We start from the raw sequence: 19,372 nt of genomic DNA, 5'->3' as shown, positions 1-19,372 counted from the left end.
CTATATCGGTGAATAGCAAAACGCTACCGATTCTTCAGCCAGTGATAGTTAAGCAGCTACGCAAGCCTCACAGCGCATCGTTCAGATGCCCTTATAAAGCCCTCCCGCCTCTGGTGTCGTTGATCTGACACCGTCCCGGCGCAAAGCTTTTGTGCCGAAAGTTCTTTCGATTCTGATTGAGTCATTTCGTTTTGGTAGGCGTTGCTATTTCGCGTTCCGCAATTGCGTGGACGCTGATTTTTACGAAAGAAAAGCATGACATTTGAAGCACTAGGTCTCAACACGTCCATCATCAAAGCCCTGACCGACGCCGGCTACACCGCGCCGACCCCAGTTCAGCAGCAGGCTGTGCCTGCCGCGATCGCAGGCAAGGATCTGTTGGTTTCCTCGCAAACCGGTTCCGGCAAGACTGCAGCCTTCATGCTGCCGTCGCTGCACCGTTTGGCCGCAATTGAACCGGCTGCTGCCGGCAAAACCCCTAATCAAGAAATGCAAGCTTCCCGCGCCCGCGGCGAGCGTCCACGTTTCAAAGCAGCCCAGCCAAAAATGCTGGTACTGACCCCAACCCGTGAACTGGCCCTGCAAGTCACGACCAATACCGACAAGTACAGCGTCAACCTGCGCCGCATCAAGGCCGTGTCGATCCTGGGCGGTATGCCATATCCTAAGCAGATGCAACTGCTGGCCAAGAATCCAGAGATTCTGGTCGCTACCCCAGGCCGTCTGATCGACCACATGGAATCGGGCAAGATCGACTTCTCGCAACTGGAAATCCTGGTGCTGGACGAAGCCGACCGCATGCTGGACATGGGTTTCATCGACGACATCGAAAAAATCGTTGAAGCCACCCCGGCGACCCGTCAGACCATGCTGTTCTCGGCCACGCTGGATGGCGTTGTCGGCAACATGGCACGCCGCATCACCAAAGAGCCACAGATCATTCAGATCGTGAGCTCGGCCAACAAGCATGAAAACATCACCCAGCGCGTGCACTTCGTCGACGACCTGTCGCACAAGAACCGCCTGCTGGACCATCTGCTGCGCGACGAGTCGCTGGACCAGGCTGTGGTCTTCACCGCCACCAAGCGTGACGCTGACACCATCGCCGACCGTCTGAACATCGCTGGCTTCTCGGCAGCCGCACTGCATGGCGACATGCACCAGGGCGCGCGTAACCGCACGCTGGACAGCCTGCGCCGCGGCCAGGTCAAGATCCTGATCGCGACCGACGTTGCCGCACGTGGTATCGACGTGCCAACCATCACCCACGTATTCAACTACGACCTGCCGAAGTTCCCGGAAGATTACGTGCACCGCATTGGCCGTACCGGCCGTGCTGGCCGTAACGGCCTGGCGATCTCGCTGGTCAACCACGCTGAAGGCATGCACGTGAAACGTATCGAACGTTTCACCAAGCAGCTGATTCCAGTCAATGTGGTCGAGGGCTACGAGCCGAAGAAAACCGGTTCCGCACCACGCACCTCGCGTCCAGGTGGCTGGAAACCAGGCGACAACCGTGGCGGCGCCAAGCCAGGCCAGCGTTCGTTCAGCAAGCCAAGTGGCGCACCGCGCCGTGAAGGCGCCAGCGGTTCGAGCGAAGGCTACAAGGGTCCAGGCTTCAAAGCCAACAACCCGTACAACAGCGACCGTCCACGTCGCAGCTACGGCGACCGTTAATCGGTTACGCTAGCCACACGGCAAAACGGCCGCCAGAGCAATCTGGCGGCCGTTTTTTATTTAGCGGAAGGTGATTTCGCGTCCTTCGCTGTCAGTAAAGCGTCCCAGCGCCACAAAGATCAGGTCGACGAAGGCCCAGATCCCCAGCCCGCCAAACGTAAACATCTGCAGCAGGCCAGTGCCAATTTTGCCGGCGTAAAAGCGGTGGATGCCAAGGAAGCCGACAAAGAAGCACAGCAACAGCGTTACCGCATAATCCTTGTCGGAACGCGGCGGCCCGGAGCGGACAGGCTGCCCTTGTGGTGCGCCGCAATGCGGGCACGTTGGCGCCGTCTCATGTATTTCTTTACCACATCCCCGGCAAAATACCATCCCCATCGAGCTTTTCCTTCCAGTCAATTATCAAATTGACATAGTATCGGAAAAGCTATGTGCCTTTCATTACCGATATGATGGGTTAATTCACGGCAGCGTCAATATGGCTTTCACCGTGTCATCCACGGCGGATTTTTCAATATAGCCAATTGCATTGATATCGGCGGCGACGGCTTTTTTGACTTCGGCCGTTGAATGAAGCTCAACCGGCATCACTCCCTTGCCCGTAAAGATGATCTTGGCCCAGGCGGCCTTAACCTGCGACACATCTTTATTCGCGAGCTTTTGATAAAACTCTGCCCGGATCGGCGACTTTTCCGCCTGATCCAGCGGCACGAACATATTCGACTTCCCCAGGAAGAATTGCGAAGCCTGGTCAGAGAACATGCGGCTGGCCGGATTCTTGGGATTTACCACCACCACAATTTCGGTGCTGAAGGCAGGCTGGCTCAGCACGGCCGCGCAAACCAACGCCGTCGAGAGGATAATTTTCCGCATAAACTCTCTCCCTGTTAAAAGACCATTTGCCAGGATGCCGCCAGCAGGTTGGCATCGCCGGTGAACTGGAATTTGGATTTGTCCTTGATCTTATCGAACTGCACTTTGAGCGCCTGTGAACTGGTGAAATCCCAGCGGTAAGTCAAAGAAGTCGTCGCATGTTTTTCCGTGCCGGTCGGCCAATATTCTGCACGTTCCTGGAATTGCGACCAAGAAAGCAAGAATGTATGTTTATCCATCTTATATCCACCGGAATAAGACTGGGCAGTATAAGTATTTTTTACCGATGGCCGATTGATATAGTTGATCTCGCTTCGCACCAGCCAGTTTTTATAATCCACATTGAATGAGATGCCATAAAATGCCTGGCCAACGTCATTGACGAAGTCGCCATTGGCGCCCGTCATGACCAGCGAGCGCGTGCCATTGATGACCGAATAACGCTCCACGACCGTGTGCATGTAGACGCCGCGGACACTGAAAATGTCGTTGCTGGCGTCGAGATAAGCGCCGATCATCTTTTTCCAGCTCTCGTCGATGCGCGTCGAGTAATACAGATTGCCCAGCAATTCGTTGTCAGTACTTTTGCGCCGGCCGATCCAGACGTTGCCGGTGTAAGTCCAGTCGCCGACGTTGCTGGTGTACAGCAAATTGGCGCCGTCGTAGGAGTAGATTTGCCAGGCGTACAGATCCTGCGATGGCCGCAGCCAGGGATAGGCGAAGCCCACATACATGTAATCGGAGTAGTAATACAGCGGCAGGCGCTTGCGGCCAGCCTGCAGGGTCAGGTTGTCGGAAATCTTGTAGCTGCCGTAGGCCCAGTCGGCATTGACGGAGCTGTCGGCGCCGCGCGCCACCACCTGTACCGTAGCGGACAAATCGGGGGTGAACTTGAAATTGCCCTGGACGCCGGCCAGCGACTCCTGTTTTACATCGGCCTTATGATATTCATAGACCCCGGCGTATTCATAATTACCGGTAAAACACGGGCATTGATAACTATATCCAGGCTGGGCATTTAATTGATAGGGAACGGGACCGGAAGAGCTGCCGCTTAAAACCCGGCCAACCGTCAATTGGGAAAATCCGCTGAAACTGCTGTCCACTGCGTACGCTGCAGTTGAAAAGATGGTCAATGTTGCTAACGCTGAAAATTTAGCTATGTACATCTTCGCCCTCCCTCAAGAGATATTCGATTTTTAATTTACTATTGAAAAATAGAAAGGGCAAGAATATTGAAAATAGTGTCTTATTTATGGATTGATTAGTTGGTAATATTGGTTTTATTCAAAAATGCTATTTAAAGCCACTTTGATGCTTATGCGCTGCCATCAGCCACGTTGTCGTGCTATCCTGACAACATTCTCCTGAGCGGCATCAGACGTCCTGCCACTGGATTCCATGAAAAGAAAAACGCCCCTGCTTCTTGTTGTATTGGCTTTAAATGGCTGCGTCATCAACTCCAAGTGTGTATGTCGGCGAATTCGTCTTCGCCCAAAACCAGTCCGTCGTATTGCTCAGGAATTTGACCGAGGCGAAAAGCGCAATCAACGCCGCCCTGCCCGGACTGGCCGATCAGCTCAGAACATTCCACCGACGAACTTGCGGAGCCGTACAATATCCCGGCACCTGAACCGTCTTCCAGTCCATGACTGCACCAATAACAACATCCGAGCAAGACCAGGACATCACGGCCACCGTGTTGCGGGAGAGGTCGCGGCTGTGGCATTTCATCCGCCGCCGCGTCGCCGACCAGACTGACGCGGACGATATCATGCAAGACGTGTTCTACGAGTTCACCCAGGCCTATCACCTGCCGGAACCCATCGAACAAGCCAGCGCATGGTTGTTCCGCGTGGCCCGCAACCGTATCATTGACCGTTTCCGTAAAAAGAAGGAAGTTGCCCTGGAAGATATGGGAGCCAGTGACGAGGACGAAGAATGCCGTCTCGACCTGATGCTGCCCTCGCCCGATGCAGGCCCCGAAGCCGCCTACACTCGCGCCTTGCTGCTCGAAGAGTTGCAGCTCGCGCTGGACGAATTGCCCGCCAATCAGCGCGACGTGTTTGTCGCGCACGAACTCGATGGCGTCAGTTTTAAAGAGATGGCCGCGCAAACCGGCGTCTCGATCAACACTTTATTGGCTCGCAAACGCTACGCCGTACTCTACCTGCGCCAGCGCCTGCAAGCCATGTACGAAGAATGAAAGGAGTACTGTAATGCACCGCAATCACGATCGTATGCATCACCGCATGCACCACAATATGGACCACCGGCGTTTCAAGATGTTCAAAGTGCTGTTTATCCTGGTCGCCGCCGGCGTCCTGGGCGGCGCCGTCATGCTGCTATGGAACTGGCTGATACCCACTGTCTTCCCCGGCGCCAATGCCGTGAATTATTGGCAGGCCGTGGGAATGCTGCTACTCTGCCGGATTCTGTTTGGCGGCTTCCGCGGCCATCGCGACTGGCATGAACGACGCGAGCAATGGCAGCGCTGGCAAGCCATGACACCGGAAGAACGCCAGGCGTTCTTCAAGCACCGCGCCAACTTCTGCCGCCCGGCTGCCGCGCCATCGGAAGAACCAACGAAAGAATAATCCATGACAAAACCTCCCGCGCCGCCGTTCAGCGGCTACCAGAAAACCGTGGTGGCCATGCTGGCCTTCCTGCAGTTTGCCGTGATCCTGGACTTCATGCTGATGTCGCCGCTGGGCGCGCTCATCATGCCGGACCTGAAAATCGGTCCGGCCCAGTTTGGCCTGGTGGTCTCTGCATACGCTTTCAGCGCTGGCGTTTCCGGCCTGCTCACGGCTGGCTTTGCCGACCGCTACGACCGCAAGAAGCTGCTGCTGTTTTTCTACACCGGTTTCATCCTGGGCACAGTCTGGTGCGGCATGGCGCAGAGCTTTGAAAGCCTGCTGGTGGCGCGCGTAGTCACCGGCCTGTTCGGCGGCGTGATCGGCTCCATCGTACTGGCCATCTCGACCGACCTGTTCCCGCCGGCCATGCGCGGCCGCGTCATGGGCCTGATCCAGACCGCGTTTGCCGCCAGCCAGGTGCTGGGCATCCCGGCCGGCATCTATCTGTCGAACCAGTGGAACTGGCATGTACCCTTCATGGCCATGGCCGCGTTTGGCCTGGCAGGCGGCGTGCTGGTCGCCTGGAAAATGCAGCCGGTGGACGCGCACCTGGGCCAGCCGCAGGAACACAGCCCGTTCATGCACCTGTTCCATACCGTGACGGAAAAGCGCTACCTGCTGGCCTTCTGCGTGACCGCGCTGCTGACCACGGGCGGCTTCATGCTGATGCCGTTCAGCAGCGCCTACATCGTCAACAACATGGGCATCGATCTGCAGCACCTGCCAACCGTGTACCTGGTTACTGGCCTGTGCACCATCTTTATTGGCCCGCTGATCGGCCGTGCCGCCGATGCGGTCGGCAAGTTCCGCGTGTTCCTGTTCGGTACCGCGCTGTCGATCGCCATGGTGCTCATCTACACCCACCTCGGCCATGTTCCGCTGTGGCTGCTGATCGTGGTGAACTCGGTTTTGTTCGTGGGGATTTTCTCGCGCATGATTCCATTCCAGGCCATTTCGTCGACCGTGCCCAGCATGACCCAGCGCGGTTCCTACAACGCCATCAGCGCCTCGATTCAGCAACTGGCGGGCGGCCTGGCCTCGGTCGCGGCCGGCCATATCGTGACGCAGGCGCCGGACGGGCATCTGGAGCACTTCGACAAGATCGGCTATGTGGTGGTGGTTACCTCGCTGACGGCCGCCACCCTGCTGTGGCGTTTGCAGCGCGGCCTGCCTGCCGCGCAGGCGCCGCGCCCGCAAGCGGCTACTTGAGCGATACGCCGTATTTGTCCGCAGTGCGCTGCATGAAGCCCGAGCTCTTCAGTTTTTCCAGCTCGGTGCGCAGCGCCTGCACCGTGGCGGCCGGCGTACTCAGGCTGGCCGCCACATAGTATTCCGTCAGGCCCGGCATGGGCATGGTGCGCTCCAGCAGCGCACACCGCACCTGGGTACGCTCGCAGATGCCCTTGATCGACAACTCCGACGCCACCATCAGATCCACGCGCCCCGCCATGAGCTTGCGGATGCTGGACGCATCCCCGGCCGCCAGGTCAGCCGTGAGCCCGAACTGGTGCAGCTGCTCTTCCACAATATCGCCACGCGTCGCGGCAATGCGGTAAGGCCGCAAATCGTCCACCGTCCTGACCTGGATGTCGTACCGCGTTTTCAGCTTGTACAGATAGGTGCTGCGAGGCGCCAGCTGTGCCAGCCAGTGAAACTGCGCCTCGCGCTCCGGCGTACGCACAATGCTGAAGATCAGCACATTCGGTTGGGACCGGGCCAGATGGAAAGCCCGCGCCCACGGATAAACCTGCACGCTGTACGTCAGCCCGGCGCGCTGCAGCGCCTCACTGACCACTTCGGTGGAATAACCGACCACCTTGCCCTGCGCCAGATAGCTGTACGGCGAAAATTCTTCCGTCACCACCGTCATCGGATCCGCTGCCATGGCCCGCAAACTGAGCGGGAGCAGGGCCACCATCGCCAGTTTGCGTATCAAATTGTTTCCACAAGTTAAGAAAAGCCAATTTTGTTGCCACATGGCATTATTTTCGAATTATAATATTTGCAGTAAGTTGTACCCAACCACCAACCTTATCAGATTCAAAAGGGAGAAGTGCATGAATTCCAGAAATATGGATGCTGCCTGTCTGCGCGCTCTGCGCCGCCGTGGCCACTCCGACAACAGTATCGCCGCGATGACGCCGGAAGAAGCATTTTGCGAGTATTGCGCCTACCATGGGATCATGAATCTCGCGCCATCCACGCTGGAAATGCTGGACAAGCTACGCGGCGACGCCAACAAATGAAAAAAAGGCCATGTGTGCCATGCGACGGTCGAGACCGCCGCATAGCCACATGGCCTTTTTTCTGAAGTAGCGTGAACCTTAGCGGTAAAACGCTTCGACAGTGCCCTTCAGTTTAATCAGCATCGGGTTGCCCTTGCGGTCCAGCGCCTTACCGGCAGGAACCTTGATCCAGCCTTCGCTGATGCAGTATTCATCGACATCGTTGCGCTCGTTGCCGTTGAACTTGATGCCGATATCGTGTTCAAACACGGCGGCCACGTGGAATTTGCTGCGCGGATCAATCGACAGACGATCCGGCAATGCTGGGAGTTGAGTAGTATCGTTCATCCCACAATTATAGCATTTTGCCCTGCACGGACCAGTCGATAATTCTTGCGCAATACTTGTATACTCAAGTATTATTCAAGCATTCATCAACTAAGGACACGTCATGGACACCACTCCCATCAGCGCCAGCCTGGAATTCACCCTGCGCCTGGCACGCGCGCAAGCGACACTGGTACGCCGCCTGGACCAGGTACTGGGCGGCTATCACGGCATCAGTTTCAGCGACTTCATGCTGCTGCATTACCTGAACCGTTCGCCCGGCGGCCGCCTGCGCCGCGTCGACCTGGCCGAGCGCCAGGGCCTGACCGCGTCGGGCGTCACCCGCACCCTGCTGCCGCTGGAAAAAATTGGCCTGGTCGAACGCCAGCAAGATCCGCGCGATGCCCGCGTGGCGTATGCGGCCATCACCGGCACCGGCCGCGAACTGCTCAACAACGCCACCACCGTGGCCGAGCAAATCAGCAAGGAACTGCTGCGCAGCTGTCCGGCCGCGCAGTTCGATGACCTGAGCAACGCGCTGGCGCTGATCGCCGGCATGAACGCTTCCAACTCTTAAAGCGAGGGCCACATGGCCGATCCCCAAACGCAGCGCGCGGCGTTAAAGCGCGACCCCAACTTCAAATGGCTCATGCGCGGCGGCGCCATCTCCGTGCTGGGCGACCAGCTGACCATGATCGCCCTGCCCTGGCTGGTGCTCAAGCTGACCGGCGACACGCTGGCGCTGGGCCTGGTGATTGCGCTCATGAGTATTCCGCGCGCCATCTTCATCCTGATCGGCGGCGCGCTGGTGGACCGCTATTCGCCCAAGCGCGTGCTCATGCTGAGCAAGTACGCCAATGCCGTGCTACTGGCCTTGCTCACGCTGCTGGTGCTGAACACGCACGCGGCGCCGACCGTGGCACTCAGCGAAGACCTGTCGCTGACCATCGCCCTGACGCCGCAGCTGACGCTGAATCTGATATATGCGCTGGCGCTGGGCCTGGGCCTGGCGCAGGCGTTTGGCATGCCGTCCGGTACCTCCGTGATGCCGTTGGCGATCGCGCCGGAACATCTGCAGGCAGCCAACGGCGTCATGATGGGGATGCGCCAGGTTTCGATGCTGGTCGGTCCCCTGATTGCAGCGGGCCTGCTGGCCCTCGCCGGCAACGGCAACGGCGCCGTCAGCGACGCGCGCGGCCTGGCGCTGGCGTTCGGCTTTGACTGCCTCAGCTTCGTGGTTTCAGCCTGGACCCTGTCCAAGGTGGTGCTGCGCACCCCGGTCGCCGCGCATGCGCCGCAATCCGTGCTGCGCTCCGTCGGCGCCGGCCTGCGCATGGTGTGGGACGACACACCGCTGCGGATGTGCTTTATCTACTGGGGGACGGTGTCGCTGTTCATCGGCGGCGCCATGCAGGTGGCGATTCCCGTGCTGGCCAGCGAGCTGCATGGCGGCTCCACGCTGGGCATCATCATGGGCGCCCACGGTGCGGGCACGCTGCTGGGCATGGCCGTCGCAGCGAAATTCGGTTCACGTCTGCGCTTCGCCAGTTTTGGCGCCACCATCCTGCTGATCGATGCGCTGGCCGGCCTGCTGGTGGCGCCAATGGGCGCGGTGCACGCGGTGTGGCAGGCGTCGCTGCTGATGCTGTCGCTAGGCGCACTGGCAGGCTTCATGCAGATCAACGTCTTCACGTGGATACAGCGCCGCGTGCCGCCGCAGATGATGGGCCGCGCCATGAGCATCTTCATGTTCATCTTCATGGGACTGGCGCCGTTGTCGGCCGCCAGCACCGGATGGCTGCTGACTTTCGTCTCGCTGTCGCAAATGTTCCTCGGTGGTGGCATCATACTGATCGTGTTTGCAGCATGCGCGTATCTGTTCACGCCCATGCGCAGCATCGCATCGACGACACACTAAAGGACTTTGCATGGAAACCAAATGGCTGGAAGACTTCATCTCGCTGGTGGAGACCAATAACTTCAGCCGCTCGGCGGCGCTGCGCCATGTGACGCAGCCCGCTTTTTCGCGCCGTATCCAGTCGCTGGAAAACTGGCTCGGTACGGACCTGATCGACCGCACCTCCTACCCGACACGTCTGACGCCGGCCGGCATCGTGTTCTACGAACAGGCGCTGGAGATGCTATCGAAGATCAACGGCGCGCGTGAAATGCTGCGCTCCAAACGCGCCGCCGCGCAGACCAGCATCGACCTGGCCGTGCCGCACACGCTGTCGCTGACCTTTGTGCCGAAGTGGCTGACCAAACTGGAGGAAGACTTCGCGCCGATCCGCAGCCGTCTGATGGCGCTCAACGTCCACGACGCCGTGCTGCAGCTGGTCGAAGGCGGCTGCGACCTTCTGCTGTGCTATCACCATCCGCGCCAGCCGGTGCAGCTGGATCCGGGCCGCTATGACATGCTGGTGCTGGGCCACGAATCCCTGCGCGCCTACGCGCGCTGCGATAAAAACAAGGTGCCCGAATTCACGCTGCCGGGCACCAAGCGCGCACCGCTGCCGTTCTTATCCTACACAAATAACGCCTACCTCGGCCGCATGGTGGAACTGATCCTGAGCGACACCCGGACCCCGCTGCACCTGGAGCCGCATTACGAAACCGACATGGCCGAAGGCCTCAAGATGATGGCGCTCGAAGGCCGCGGCATCGCCTTCCTGCCCGAATCCGCCGTCACGCGTGAACTCAAGCAAAAGCAGCTGGCGCGCGCCGATGGCGATACTTCGGACTGGGAAATCGAAATGGAAATCCGCCTGTACCGCGAGCGGCCCTCGCCGCACCGGCGCGGCAAACCCATCGTCGACCGGCTGTGGGAATTCCTCGAACAGCAGCAGAACGGCGGCCGCAAACGGCGCGTACCGGTTTCCGAGCGGTAGCTCGGTTTCAGACAGAGGAACGGACCGCTCGCATACCAGTTACCTAACTATGCATTTTTTGCATAGCCGAATGCGCATACAGCATTGGCCGCTCCTGAAACTCCCAGCCTATGATTCGTGCCACTTGAGCACCGCCATAAGCGGCGCTCAGCCACGAATTTTTGGGAGCCTTGAGCATGACCACCGTACCAGCACAACACGCACTGCCTTCCTACCTCAACGCCGAAGACCTCGGCCCATGGGGTGTCTACCTGCAGCAAATCGACCGCGTTACCCCGCACCTCGGTAGCCTGTCGCGCTGGGTCGAAACCCTCAAGCGCCCTAAGCGCATCCTGACCGTTGACGTGCCGATCGAGCGCGATGACGGCACCATCGCCCACTACGAAGGCTATCGCGTACAGCACAATATGTCGCGTGGTCCAGGCAAAGGCGGCGTGCGCTTCCACCAGGACGTGACCCTGTCAGAAGTGATGGCCCTGTCGGCCTGGATGACCGTGAAGAACGCCGCAGTGAACGTGCCATACGGTGGCGCCAAGGGCGGTATCCGTGTCGATCCTAAAACCCTGTCGCGTGGTGAACTGCAGCGCCTGACCCGCCGCTACACCAGCGAAATCAGCCTGATCATCGGCCCAAACAAAGACATCCCTGCACCGGACGTCAACACCAACGAACAGGTCATGGCCTGGATGATGGACTCCTACGCCATGATCGAAGGTAACCTGTCGACCGGCGTCGTGACCGGCAAACCAATCTCGCTGGGTGGCTCGCTGGGCCGCCGTGAAGCGACCGGCCGCGGCGTGTTCGTGGTAGGCCGCGAAGCTGCCGCCAAGCGCGGTGTGGCGATTGCTGGCGCCCGTGTGGCAGTTCAAGGTTTCGGCAACGTCGGCGGCGTGGCAGCAACCATGTTCGCAGAAGCCGGCTCCAAAGTCATCGCCGTGCAGGATCACACCGGCACCGTGGTGCATCAAGGCGGTCTGAATGTCGCCCAGCTGCACAAGCACGTTGGTGAAACCGGCGGCGTCGCTGGCTTCCCGGGCGCAGAAGCCTTCCTGGACCGCGATGCATTCTGGGATATCGAATCCGACATCCTGATCCCGGCCGCACTGGAACAGCAGATTACCGCCGCCAACGCACCACGCATCCGCACCAAGATCATCCTGGAAGGCGCCAACGGCCCGACCACGCCGGAAGCGGACGACATCCTGACCGACAAGGACGTGCTGATCTGCCCGGACGTGCTGGCCAACGCCGGCGGCGTGACTGTGTCCTACTTCGAATGGGTACAGGACTTCTCCAGCTTCTTCTGGACCGAAGAGGAAATTAATGCCCGCTTAACTCGCATCATGCAGGATGCATTCAATGCTGTATGGACCGTTGCGCAGGACAAGAAAGTCACGCTGCGTACCGCAACCTTCATCCTCGCCTGCACCCGCGTGCTGCAAGCGCGTGAAGTACGTGGCCTGTATCCATAATCCACTGAATCCCCAGCAGTTTGCGCCTGCACCGGCTTTTTCGCCGTGCAGGCGTTTTTCGCATTTGTAAGGAACAGAATATGACCACCATTGAACAAAAAGCCCTTGCCTATCACCGCGCTGGCAGTGCCGGCAAGATCGCCATTGAAATCACCAAGAGCGTGAGCACGCAGGAAGACCTGGCGCTGGCTTACTCGCCTGGCGTCGCTGCGCCATGCGTGGAAATCAAACGCGATCCGGCCAAGGCATACGAGTACACCGCCAAGGGCAATCTGGTCGGTGTCATCACCAACGGCAGTGCGGTGCTCGGCCTGGGCAATATCGGCGCGCTGGCCGGCAAGCCGGTGATGGAAGGTAAAGTCGTGCTGTTCAAAAAATTCGCCGGCATCGACGCGTTTGACATCGAAATCGACGAGAGCGATCCGGACAAGCTGGTGGACATCATCGCTGCGCTGCACCCGACCTTCGGCGGCATCAACCTGGAAGACATCAAGGCGCCCGAGTGCTTCTACATTGAACGCCAGCTGCGCGAGCGCCTGTCGATTCCGGTCTTCCACGACGACCAGCACGGCACCGCCATCGTGGTGGGCGCCGGCATGCTGAATGCGATCGAGATGACCGGCCGCGATATCGCCACCGTCAAGATCGTCTGCTCGGGCGCTGGCGCGGCAGCCATCGCCTGCCTGGAACTGCTGGTGGATCTGGGCGCGCAGCGCAACAACATCTACGTCTGCGACAGCAAGGGCGTGCTGTCCACCGCGCGCAACCTGGACGGCGAAAAGGCCGCATGGGCGCAGGACACCAACGCCACCACGCTGTCGGAAGTGATGGACGGCGCCGATGTCTTCCTGGGCGTCTCCGGCCCAGGCGTGCTGTCGCAAATGGATATCCAGCGCATGAAGGCGCATCCGATCGTGTTCACGCTGGCGAATCCGGAGCCTGAACTGCGTCCGGAACTGGTACGCGAAGTCGCGCCAGACGCCATCATCGCGACGGGCCGTTCGGACTATCCTAACCAGATCAACAACGCGCTGTGCTTCCCTTACCTGTTCCGCGCAGCGCTGGATTCGGGTGCGACTACCATCAACCAGGAGATGAAGCGCGCCTGCGTTGTCGCCCTGGCCGACATGGCGCGCAGCGATGCCCGCTTCAGCAAGGACTACATCGTGCCAGGTCTGCTGGACCCACGTCTGCTGAGCGGCGTCACGCCCAAGATCGCCACCGCAGCCTACCGCAGCGGCGTCGCCCGCAAGCAGCTGGTGGAAGCCGAATATGCTGCCGACCTGACCGACCTGGCGGAATCGCTGCTGTAATCAGCCTTTAACGATCAGCGTGCCGGCCATCTCCTCATGGCCGCTGCCGCAAAAGTTATCGCATAAAAACCCGAACTGGCCCGCCTGTTCGGGTTTTAGTTTGACGCGCACCGGCTTGTCCATGATGAGGTCCGCGCGCACCTTGAAATCCGGCAGGCTGAAACCGTGCGGGAAATCCACCGCCGTCAACTCCAGCACCACCTCCTCACCCTTCTTCACCTCGATCACATTCGGAGAAAAGCGGAACTTGCGCGCTTCGATCCGGATGACCCGTTCAGGGGTTTTGGCATGCGCCAGCACCACCAAGGCGAGCGGCGCGGCCAGCAGCAGTCTGCGTTTATAGGAAGCCATGTCTTATCCTTTCCTCGCTGCGAATTCAGTGATCTGGTAAGCGACCGGCGCCGTCTCCGCCTCGATTTCACGAAAGCCCAGGCCCTTGCCCGGCGCCGCCGGGTCCCACGGCAGCGGCGTGCGCCGCTCCTGCGAACCGGGCGCCGGCAGCGGGAAGATCAACGACTTGGCCGAGTGATGGGCGATATGCCCCGTCATATGGTGATGCTCCTGGTGGATATGCCCATAGAACACCGTCACGTTCGGATAAGGCAGCAGCAGATCCACTGCCTGCTGGCCGTCGCGTGTAGCCCAGTCCCAGGCTGGCGCCAGGTCGAACAACGGTCGATGGGTCAGCACAACTATGCGAGCGTTTTGAGGCTGCTGCGCCAGATCCTGCTTCAACCACGCCAGTTGCACCTCGCCGATGCGTGCGCCGGGATCAGAGACGTTATCGAGCGCGATGAAGTGGACACCCTTGTGGTCAAAGCTGTAATGGGTAGGACCGAAGTGTTCCTGATAGGCCTCGCCCTTGTCCAGCGACGCATCGTGTTCGCCCGGCAGGAAGTGCACCTGCGTCACTTTCAGCGCACCGACGATGCGTTTGAATTCCGCCATGCGCTTGCGCCGCTCGGCCGGATCGTCCGTGGTATGGGTCAGGTCGCCCGTGAAAACAATGAACTCGGGCGGCTGCGATAGTGCATTGACAGCCGCCACTGCCTGCACCAGGGTGCTGTCCGCCTCCGGATTGGCCGGCCCTTTGTAACCCCAGTGCGAATCGGACAGCTGGACGAAGTAAAAATCGTCAACGCTGCTATCGGCCTGCGCCGGGCCATACAGCCCGGACAAAAATACGGCGCCGCCGCCCAGTGCGCCGAGGCGCAGGAAATCTCTGCGATCCATCATGTTATGCTCCTCTCGTGGTGTAGTAAGACCTACCCACTAAAACTCGCATCGCGGCGCCGCTATTCCCAAATAAATTTATTTATTTTTTTGCGCGCAAACCGGGAATAAAACCGTGGCTGGCCGAGTCTTCATTCACTGGACCACTACATGGACAAGTATTTGGACGACGACGAGACTGCCCGCTTCGAAGCGCTGGCGATGCCCCATCTGGATGCGGCCTACAACCTGGCGCGCTGGCTGACCCGCAACGAGCACGATGCGGATGATCTGGTGCAGAACGCCTACCTGCGCGCATTCCGCTTTGCCGGCGGATTCCGCGGTGGCGACGCGCGCGCATGGCTGCTGACCATCGTGCGCCACACCTACTACACCGCCTTGCGCGACGGCCAGGCCGAACGCGGCGATGTCAGTTTCGACGAGTCCCTGCACGATCAGGAAAATGGTGGCGACCCGGCCGACATCATCGCCAGCCACGATGCCAGCCGCACGCTTAACGCCGCACTGGCGCGCCTGCCGACCGCATTTCGCGAAGTGCTGGTGCTGAAAGAAATGGACGAACTGTCATACAAGCAGATCGCCGAAGTGACCGATGCCCCCATCGGCACTGTGATGTCGCGTCTGGCCCGCGCACGCCAGATGCTGCTGTCATACCTGAAGCCTGATGTGGCGGGAGAGTGAAATGAATTGCCAACAAACGCAGGAACTGATGTCGGCTTACCTGGACGCTGAACTGGACGCCAGCGCTGCATTGCGCCTGCAGGAGCATCTTGACGATTGCGACGGCTGCCGTGCCGCACTGACCGAACTGGAAGCGCTGCAACGCCGCATCGCCGCGCAAGCCTGCCAGCACCAGGCGCCACCACATCTGCGCCATCGCATCCAGGCCGCGCTGGCCGCACAGCGCCCCACGCTGCCTCGTCCAGCAAAGCGGCAGAAGACCTGGTCGTGGGCGTGGATCAATCTGGGCCTGGCAACCATGGCCAGCACCGCCTTTGCCGTCACCTTATCGCTGTACCTGAATCAGCCATCAACAGACACCCTGATAGAACAGGAACTGGTGGCCAGCCACTTCCGTGCCCTGATGCCCAACCATCTGGCCGATGTTGCGTCTACCGACCAGCACACCGTCAAGCCCTGGTTCGCCGGTAAGCTGGACTTCTCGCCGCCGGTACACGACCTGGCGGCAGAAGGCTATCCCTTGATCGGCGGACGGTTGGATTACGTTCAGCAGCGGCCAGTGGCAGCCCTGGTGTATCGCCATCACCAGCACATCATTAACGTCTATGTATGGCCATCGGCGCCGCACGGCACGCGACAAGGCCAGCGCCAGGGTTTCCAGGTGCTGCGCTGGGCGCAGGAGGGCATGATGTTCTACGCCGTCTCCGACCTCAATCCGCAGGAGCTGGCCGATTTTGCGCGCGAGCTGCGCGCAAAGGCGGCGGGGTCAATGTAATCACTGCGAGGGCTGCAGTGCGATCACTGCCATCCCGGCCAGTGCGAGCACGGCGCCGATCGCATCAAAACGGCTCAATGCCACACCATCCACAAACCGCAGCCACAGCAGCGCGACGCAAATGTAAGCGCCGCCGTAGGCCGCATAGGTGCGCCCCGCAGCAGCAGGATGCAGCGTCAATAGCCAGGCAAACAACGCCAGCGCCACTGCGGCAGGCAGCAGCAACCAGACCGGGCGCCCCTGCTTGAGCACCAGCCAAGGCAAGTAACAGCCGACGATTTCAGCAAGCGCAGTCACCAGGAACAAGGTCGAGAGTCGAAGGAAATCTATCATTGAAAGACATCTGTGGGGGCGAACTTCATATGATAGCGCAGCGCCCCGGGTTCGCCGGGGATGCACACAACCAGATTTGCGCTGCCAAATGACATGGCGCTCAACTCACTGTCAATAAATCGCCTGCGCTAACCGGCAGCCGGTCGTGCAGCGTTCTCGGCATGCCGGTGCCGTTCGCGCGCATTGTCCGCGATGCGCTGTGCTGCGGCGCGTTCGGCGCTGCGCTGCTCGGCGCTGAGATCGACCACTGTTTTCATGAGCTGCCCTTCCGGCGCGTACATGGTCGCCTCAAGCGCTTCGGGTCCATTAATTTCACCGTAGATGAAGCCCTGTGCCACCGCATACCGGTAGGCCAGTGCCGGATCTTTGGCAATCAGTTCATCGCCAGTCAAGGTTTGTACCCAGAGATAATTGAGGGTCGACAGATCGCCACTGTCCGCTTCCTTGGACAGCTGCTCCAGTACGTTCGCCTTCCATTCTTTCACGAGCGGATCATCGGGCCGCGTCTTCAGCGCCGAATGATCGCCAAACGGTCCTTCCGCAGCCATCTGTATCGCCGCGCCGCTAACGCCAGCCTTGACGGCAATCGCTAGGTAATCGAAGCGCGACACACGCATGCGTTCATTCATGCCGGCACACAGTTTGGTATCGTGCTGTTTCTCGCCGTCGTTCATGCCCCGATAGGGAATCATATTGCGCTTCTGCGTGACTTCCTCCAGATCGTAGATCATCCGGTCGTGATCGCGGTTGAAAATCTCGCAGTTGGCAATCAGCCAGTAGGCCGTATAGGCATCGTCAGGATCGTGCGTGGCAATCAGCTGGTCTACCTGCACACCGAGCGGCGCATCTTCCTCCGTTGGGGGAGCGGACTGACGCGGCACCATGGCGGGGAACGCTGCAAGCACCGGGCGCTGCGGCGGCGCACCAGCACTTTGCACAGCAGGAGCCGGTGCCATCGCATTCCAGCTGATTACGCCGATACCAAGAATAAGCGCCAGCCCAGTCCAGATATACCTGTTCTGCATCGATAAACCTCGTCTCTTCTGCCGTTCATTCATCATCACTCGGCCAAACACCGTAAATGCAGACCGTCAGTGTGGCGAGGTTAACATATACGCATTATTGAAAATACGCAGTTTGTCACGCGGGAGGCCGACGGCGTAGCCATTCATCCGCCAGCTCGCCGATGTTTTTCGGCACACCGCTACGTATCCACGCCATGAATTCTCGGTCAAACTTGAAATCTGGTCCGCACTGTTGAGAAAGAAAGCGCCGGACGTTTTGCGTATTCCTGTAGCCGGCGTCGATTTCCGTCGCGCGCGTAATCTCTCCGCCATGCCAGTCAAACGTCATTGCCCGCCTCCATCCTGATGCCACCGTGGTTTCACTTTCCTGCGTTTTCAGTGATCTCGCGCTTATCAATATCCATGCGCGCAATTTTGATGACGCCACCTACCAGTGCAAGCCGCACCGTAGCGTCGTCGATCACGGCGAAGTTATGCTCCATCGGCCGCTTCTCCTGCAGGATGGTGCCGATGCCGCCGATACGCTTGCGATAGCGGTCTGTCTCGGTCAGCTTGACGATGGCGCTTTGTCCATCATCGGCAATCGCCGCCGAATGCACCACGGTCTCCGCCAGATGCGGATACTCCTTGTAGAAAATTTCAAACACTTCCTGCTGGCGCGCGCGTTTGCCTTGGGTGATCAACTTGTCGTTCACCTTGATCGTATAATTTTCCGCAAAGCGGACCATGTACTCATCCAGCTTGCTGGCGTTGTACAGCTGGTCGCCATGATGGAAAAATTCCTGCAACGACTGCTGCGTCAAGCTGCCAACCTTGGCTCCCTGGGGCGCGGTTCCCCGCTCCGTCAGGATGGTCTGGACCCGGTTGCTGATCGAGCCTATGTCATAGCGCACCATCGCGCCGTCATAACTTTTGTAAATCCAGCCGCTACTCGCGCTGAAAGGCTGCGCATTCAACTCCTCAATTGCCGCAAAGGCTTTAAGCACCTGCTCCCTGGGGGCGGGATTGGGCAAGCCGTCAATAATCTCGCGTTTGTGCTTCGCTCTGGCTTCTATCACTTCGGCATCGGCGAAGCCGGCCACTTTTTTAACCGGCTCGTTGGTGAGCTGCGATTTTTCGTCGCCAACCGCAACGCCATCAACATGCCCTGCAAACGGCCGTTCAAAGCGCAGCGCCTGGACGCGTTTGTTCTCATCGAGGTACAGCACAACGCCATATTCCAGAAAGGTGTACGCGTAGCTGGAATTTCCTGGCGAAGGTTTTTCCAGCGCCTTCGGTTCTGCGCTGATTTTGTAAAAGCCCTTGATCGCAGAGAGCTGGTCGCCCTTCTTCAACGGACAATTCTGCAGATAGTCCTCCGCAGCCCAGGCGCTCCCCTGGAACGCCAATACAAACAAAGAAATGCCAATACAAAGCCGTTGTCTCATCACTCTCTCGCCCATCTCAATTTTATAAACCTGCCCGGTGCTTACTATTTCTTTTTTTGCTCGGTGCCGCAGATGCCCTGGAACTCGTAGTATCCCTGCGTGTCGGGGACGACAGGCGCAAACTCGCCATCACTACCAAGTTCGCGCTCGTTGAGCGTCTTCAGATCCCGCCCCTGCCCCATCGCCTCGGCATAAAAAACCACATACTTGATACGGCTGGTTTCGTGCTTGCAGTCGTATTGGTGCAGGGATTTGATCGAGCGGTAGCAAGCGGCGCCGATGCATTTTTCTGTCTCAAAATCCTGCAACTTCCAGATCTGCTTCAACGCGCCATCCATTCGTACAGTAGAAAAGTCCGCATACTCCACCTGCCCAGGGTGGGTGGTCAACTTGGTCCAGTCGGCAGCGGCATTCACGCTAACCAGCAGAAGCGCGGCAAATATAAAGGGTATTTTCATAAACGGCCCGATTGATAAAATGTGAT

At 59.2% G+C, this 19,372-nt stretch carries 23 protein-coding genes and 1 pseudogene; 12 read left to right on the top strand and 12 right to left on the bottom strand.

Annotated features, from left to right (window positions below; all coding sequences use genetic code 11):
• The first annotated feature begins 255 nt into the window (after positions 1-255).
• Entirely contained in the window at positions 256-1,677 is a 1,422-nt protein-coding gene (locus GTP58_RS26610; RefSeq protein WP_161080023.1) for a DEAD/DEAH box helicase, read from the top strand.
• Between the two features lie 60 nt (positions 1,678-1,737).
• Here the strand turns inward: GTP58_RS26610 and GTP58_RS26605 are convergent, their stop codons facing one another.
• From GTP58_RS26605 to GTP58_RS26595, 3 genes are all read right to left on the bottom strand, one after another.
• Positions 1,738-2,055 carry an NINE protein gene (locus GTP58_RS26605; protein WP_161080022.1) on the bottom strand — a complete coding sequence of 106 codons (318 nt, stop codon included), beginning with the start codon at positions 2,053-2,055 and terminating at the stop codon, positions 1,738-1,740.
• Between the two features lie 84 nt (positions 2,056-2,139).
• On the bottom strand, positions 2,140-2,550 hold the full coding sequence (locus GTP58_RS26600; protein WP_161080021.1) for a hypothetical protein: 411 nt from the start codon (positions 2,548-2,550) through the stop codon (positions 2,140-2,142).
• A gap of 14 nt (positions 2,551-2,564) precedes the next feature.
• The gene (locus GTP58_RS26595) at positions 2,565-3,719 is read right to left on the bottom strand and encodes a hypothetical protein (protein WP_161080020.1); all 1,155 of its coding nucleotides are present in this window, start codon (positions 3,717-3,719) and stop codon (positions 2,565-2,567) included.
• Positions 3,720-4,198: 479 nt separating this feature from the next.
• Between GTP58_RS26595 and GTP58_RS26590 the strand changes: the two genes are divergently transcribed.
• The 3 genes from GTP58_RS26590 (at position 4,199) to GTP58_RS26580 (ending at position 6,398) form a co-directional block, all read left to right on the top strand.
• The gene (locus GTP58_RS26590; protein WP_161080019.1) at positions 4,199-4,756 is read left to right on the top strand and encodes an RNA polymerase sigma factor; all 558 of its coding nucleotides are present in this window, start codon (positions 4,199-4,201) and stop codon (positions 4,754-4,756) included.
• Between the two features lie 79 nt (positions 4,757-4,835).
• Positions 4,836-5,147 (top strand): hypothetical protein, encoded by a 312-nt coding sequence (locus tag GTP58_RS26585; protein ID WP_202413873.1) that lies wholly within the window; start codon positions 4,836-4,838, stop codon positions 5,145-5,147.
• A gap of 3 nt (positions 5,148-5,150) precedes the next feature.
• Positions 5,151-6,398, top strand: a complete 1,248-nt coding sequence (locus GTP58_RS26580) for an MFS transporter (RefSeq protein ID WP_161080018.1) — start codon at positions 5,151-5,153, stop codon at positions 6,396-6,398.
• Here GTP58_RS26580 and GTP58_RS26575 read toward each other — a convergent pair.
• A complete protein-coding gene (locus GTP58_RS26575) occupies positions 6,391-7,125 on the bottom strand; it encodes an ABC transporter substrate-binding protein (RefSeq protein WP_161080017.1) in 735 nt (244 codons plus the stop codon). The two genes, GTP58_RS26580 and GTP58_RS26575, sit on opposite strands and share 8 nt — an antisense overlap.
• 121 nt (positions 7,126-7,246) lie before the next feature.
• On the opposite strand from GTP58_RS26575, the gene GTP58_RS31155 reads away from it, so the two are divergent.
• The gene (locus tag GTP58_RS31155; protein ID WP_139260627.1) at positions 7,247-7,435 is read left to right on the top strand and encodes a hypothetical protein; all 189 of its coding nucleotides are present in this window, start codon (positions 7,247-7,249) and stop codon (positions 7,433-7,435) included.
• 78 nt (positions 7,436-7,513) lie between these two features.
• Here the strand turns inward: GTP58_RS31155 and GTP58_RS26570 are convergent, their stop codons facing one another.
• Positions 7,514-7,762 carry a DUF3297 family protein gene (locus GTP58_RS26570; protein WP_072786625.1) on the bottom strand — a complete coding sequence of 83 codons (249 nt, stop codon included), beginning with the start codon at positions 7,760-7,762 and terminating at the stop codon, positions 7,514-7,516.
• Positions 7,763-7,865: 103 nt separating this feature from the next.
• Between GTP58_RS26570 and GTP58_RS26565 the strand changes: the two genes are divergently transcribed.
• From GTP58_RS26565 to GTP58_RS26545, 5 genes and pseudogenes are all read left to right on the top strand, one after another.
• The gene (locus tag GTP58_RS26565; RefSeq protein ID WP_139260626.1) at positions 7,866-8,318 is read left to right on the top strand and encodes a MarR family winged helix-turn-helix transcriptional regulator; all 453 of its coding nucleotides are present in this window, start codon (positions 7,866-7,868) and stop codon (positions 8,316-8,318) included.
• Positions 8,319-8,330: 12 nt separating this feature from the next.
• Positions 8,331-9,659 (top strand): MFS transporter, encoded by a 1,329-nt coding sequence (locus GTP58_RS26560; RefSeq protein WP_161080016.1) that lies wholly within the window; start codon positions 8,331-8,333, stop codon positions 9,657-9,659.
• A 10-nt stretch (positions 9,660-9,669) separates the two neighbouring features.
• On the top strand, positions 9,670-10,629 hold the full coding sequence (locus GTP58_RS26555) for a LysR substrate-binding domain-containing protein (protein WP_072786623.1): 960 nt from the start codon (positions 9,670-9,672) through the stop codon (positions 10,627-10,629).
• Positions 10,630-10,805: 176 nt separating this feature from the next.
• Complete coding sequence (locus GTP58_RS26550) at positions 10,806-12,101, top strand: Glu/Leu/Phe/Val dehydrogenase (RefSeq protein WP_161080015.1); 1,296 nt, start codon at positions 10,806-10,808, stop codon at positions 12,099-12,101.
• An 80-nt stretch (positions 12,102-12,181) separates the two neighbouring features.
• A pseudogene (locus tag GTP58_RS26545) lies at positions 12,182-13,384 on the top strand (malic enzyme-like NAD(P)-binding protein); the annotation flags it as partial.
• Positions 13,385-13,414: 30 nt separating this feature from the next.
• Here GTP58_RS26545 and GTP58_RS26540 read toward each other — a convergent pair.
• Together GTP58_RS26540 and GTP58_RS26535 are read right to left on the bottom strand one after the other, a co-directional pair.
• Positions 13,415-13,765 carry a cupredoxin domain-containing protein gene (locus GTP58_RS26540; protein WP_161080013.1) on the bottom strand — a complete coding sequence of 117 codons (351 nt, stop codon included), beginning with the start codon at positions 13,763-13,765 and terminating at the stop codon, positions 13,415-13,417.
• A 3-nt stretch (positions 13,766-13,768) separates the two neighbouring features.
• The gene (locus GTP58_RS26535) at positions 13,769-14,647 is read right to left on the bottom strand and encodes a metallophosphoesterase (protein WP_161080095.1); all 879 of its coding nucleotides are present in this window, start codon (positions 14,645-14,647) and stop codon (positions 13,769-13,771) included.
• A 150-nt stretch (positions 14,648-14,797) separates the two neighbouring features.
• On the opposite strand from GTP58_RS26535, the gene GTP58_RS26530 reads away from it, so the two are divergent.
• Together GTP58_RS26530 and GTP58_RS26525 are read left to right on the top strand one after the other, a co-directional pair.
• Positions 14,798-15,328 carry a sigma-70 family RNA polymerase sigma factor gene (locus GTP58_RS26530; RefSeq protein WP_161080012.1) on the top strand — a complete coding sequence of 177 codons (531 nt, stop codon included), beginning with the start codon at positions 14,798-14,800 and terminating at the stop codon, positions 15,326-15,328.
• A gap of 1 nt (position 15,329) precedes the next feature.
• Entirely contained in the window at positions 15,330-16,103 is a 774-nt protein-coding gene (locus tag GTP58_RS26525) for an anti-sigma factor (RefSeq protein ID WP_202413862.1), read from the top strand.
• Here GTP58_RS26525 and GTP58_RS26520 read toward each other — a convergent pair whose 3' ends face one another.
• The 5 genes from GTP58_RS26520 to GTP58_RS26500 form a co-directional block, all read right to left on the bottom strand.
• The gene (locus GTP58_RS26520) at positions 16,104-16,436 is read right to left on the bottom strand and encodes a YnfA family protein (protein ID WP_161080010.1); all 333 of its coding nucleotides are present in this window, start codon (positions 16,434-16,436) and stop codon (positions 16,104-16,106) included. It lies immediately after the preceding gene.
• A 128-nt stretch (positions 16,437-16,564) separates the two neighbouring features.
• The gene (locus GTP58_RS26515) at positions 16,565-17,461 is read right to left on the bottom strand and encodes a hypothetical protein (RefSeq protein ID WP_161080009.1); all 897 of its coding nucleotides are present in this window, start codon (positions 17,459-17,461) and stop codon (positions 16,565-16,567) included.
• A 115-nt stretch (positions 17,462-17,576) separates the two neighbouring features.
• Positions 17,577-17,789, bottom strand: coding sequence for a DUF6434 domain-containing protein (locus tag GTP58_RS26510; protein ID WP_161080008.1), 213 nt, complete (start codon positions 17,787-17,789; stop codon positions 17,577-17,579).
• A 31-nt stretch (positions 17,790-17,820) separates the two neighbouring features.
• On the bottom strand, positions 17,821-18,888 hold the full coding sequence (locus GTP58_RS26505) for a hypothetical protein (RefSeq protein ID WP_161080007.1): 1,068 nt from the start codon (positions 18,886-18,888) through the stop codon (positions 17,821-17,823).
• A 44-nt stretch (positions 18,889-18,932) separates the two neighbouring features.
• A complete protein-coding gene (locus GTP58_RS26500; RefSeq protein ID WP_161080006.1) occupies positions 18,933-19,346 on the bottom strand; it encodes a surface-adhesin E family protein in 414 nt (137 codons plus the stop codon).
• Between the last annotated feature and the right edge of the window lie 26 nt (positions 19,347-19,372).

It is taken from the genome of Duganella sp. CY15W, from assembly GCF_009857555.1.
Classification (GTDB): Bacteria; Pseudomonadota; Gammaproteobacteria; order Burkholderiales; family Burkholderiaceae_D; genus Rugamonas; species Rugamonas sacchari.
This window is presented reverse-complemented; position numbering and strand designations above follow the sequence as displayed.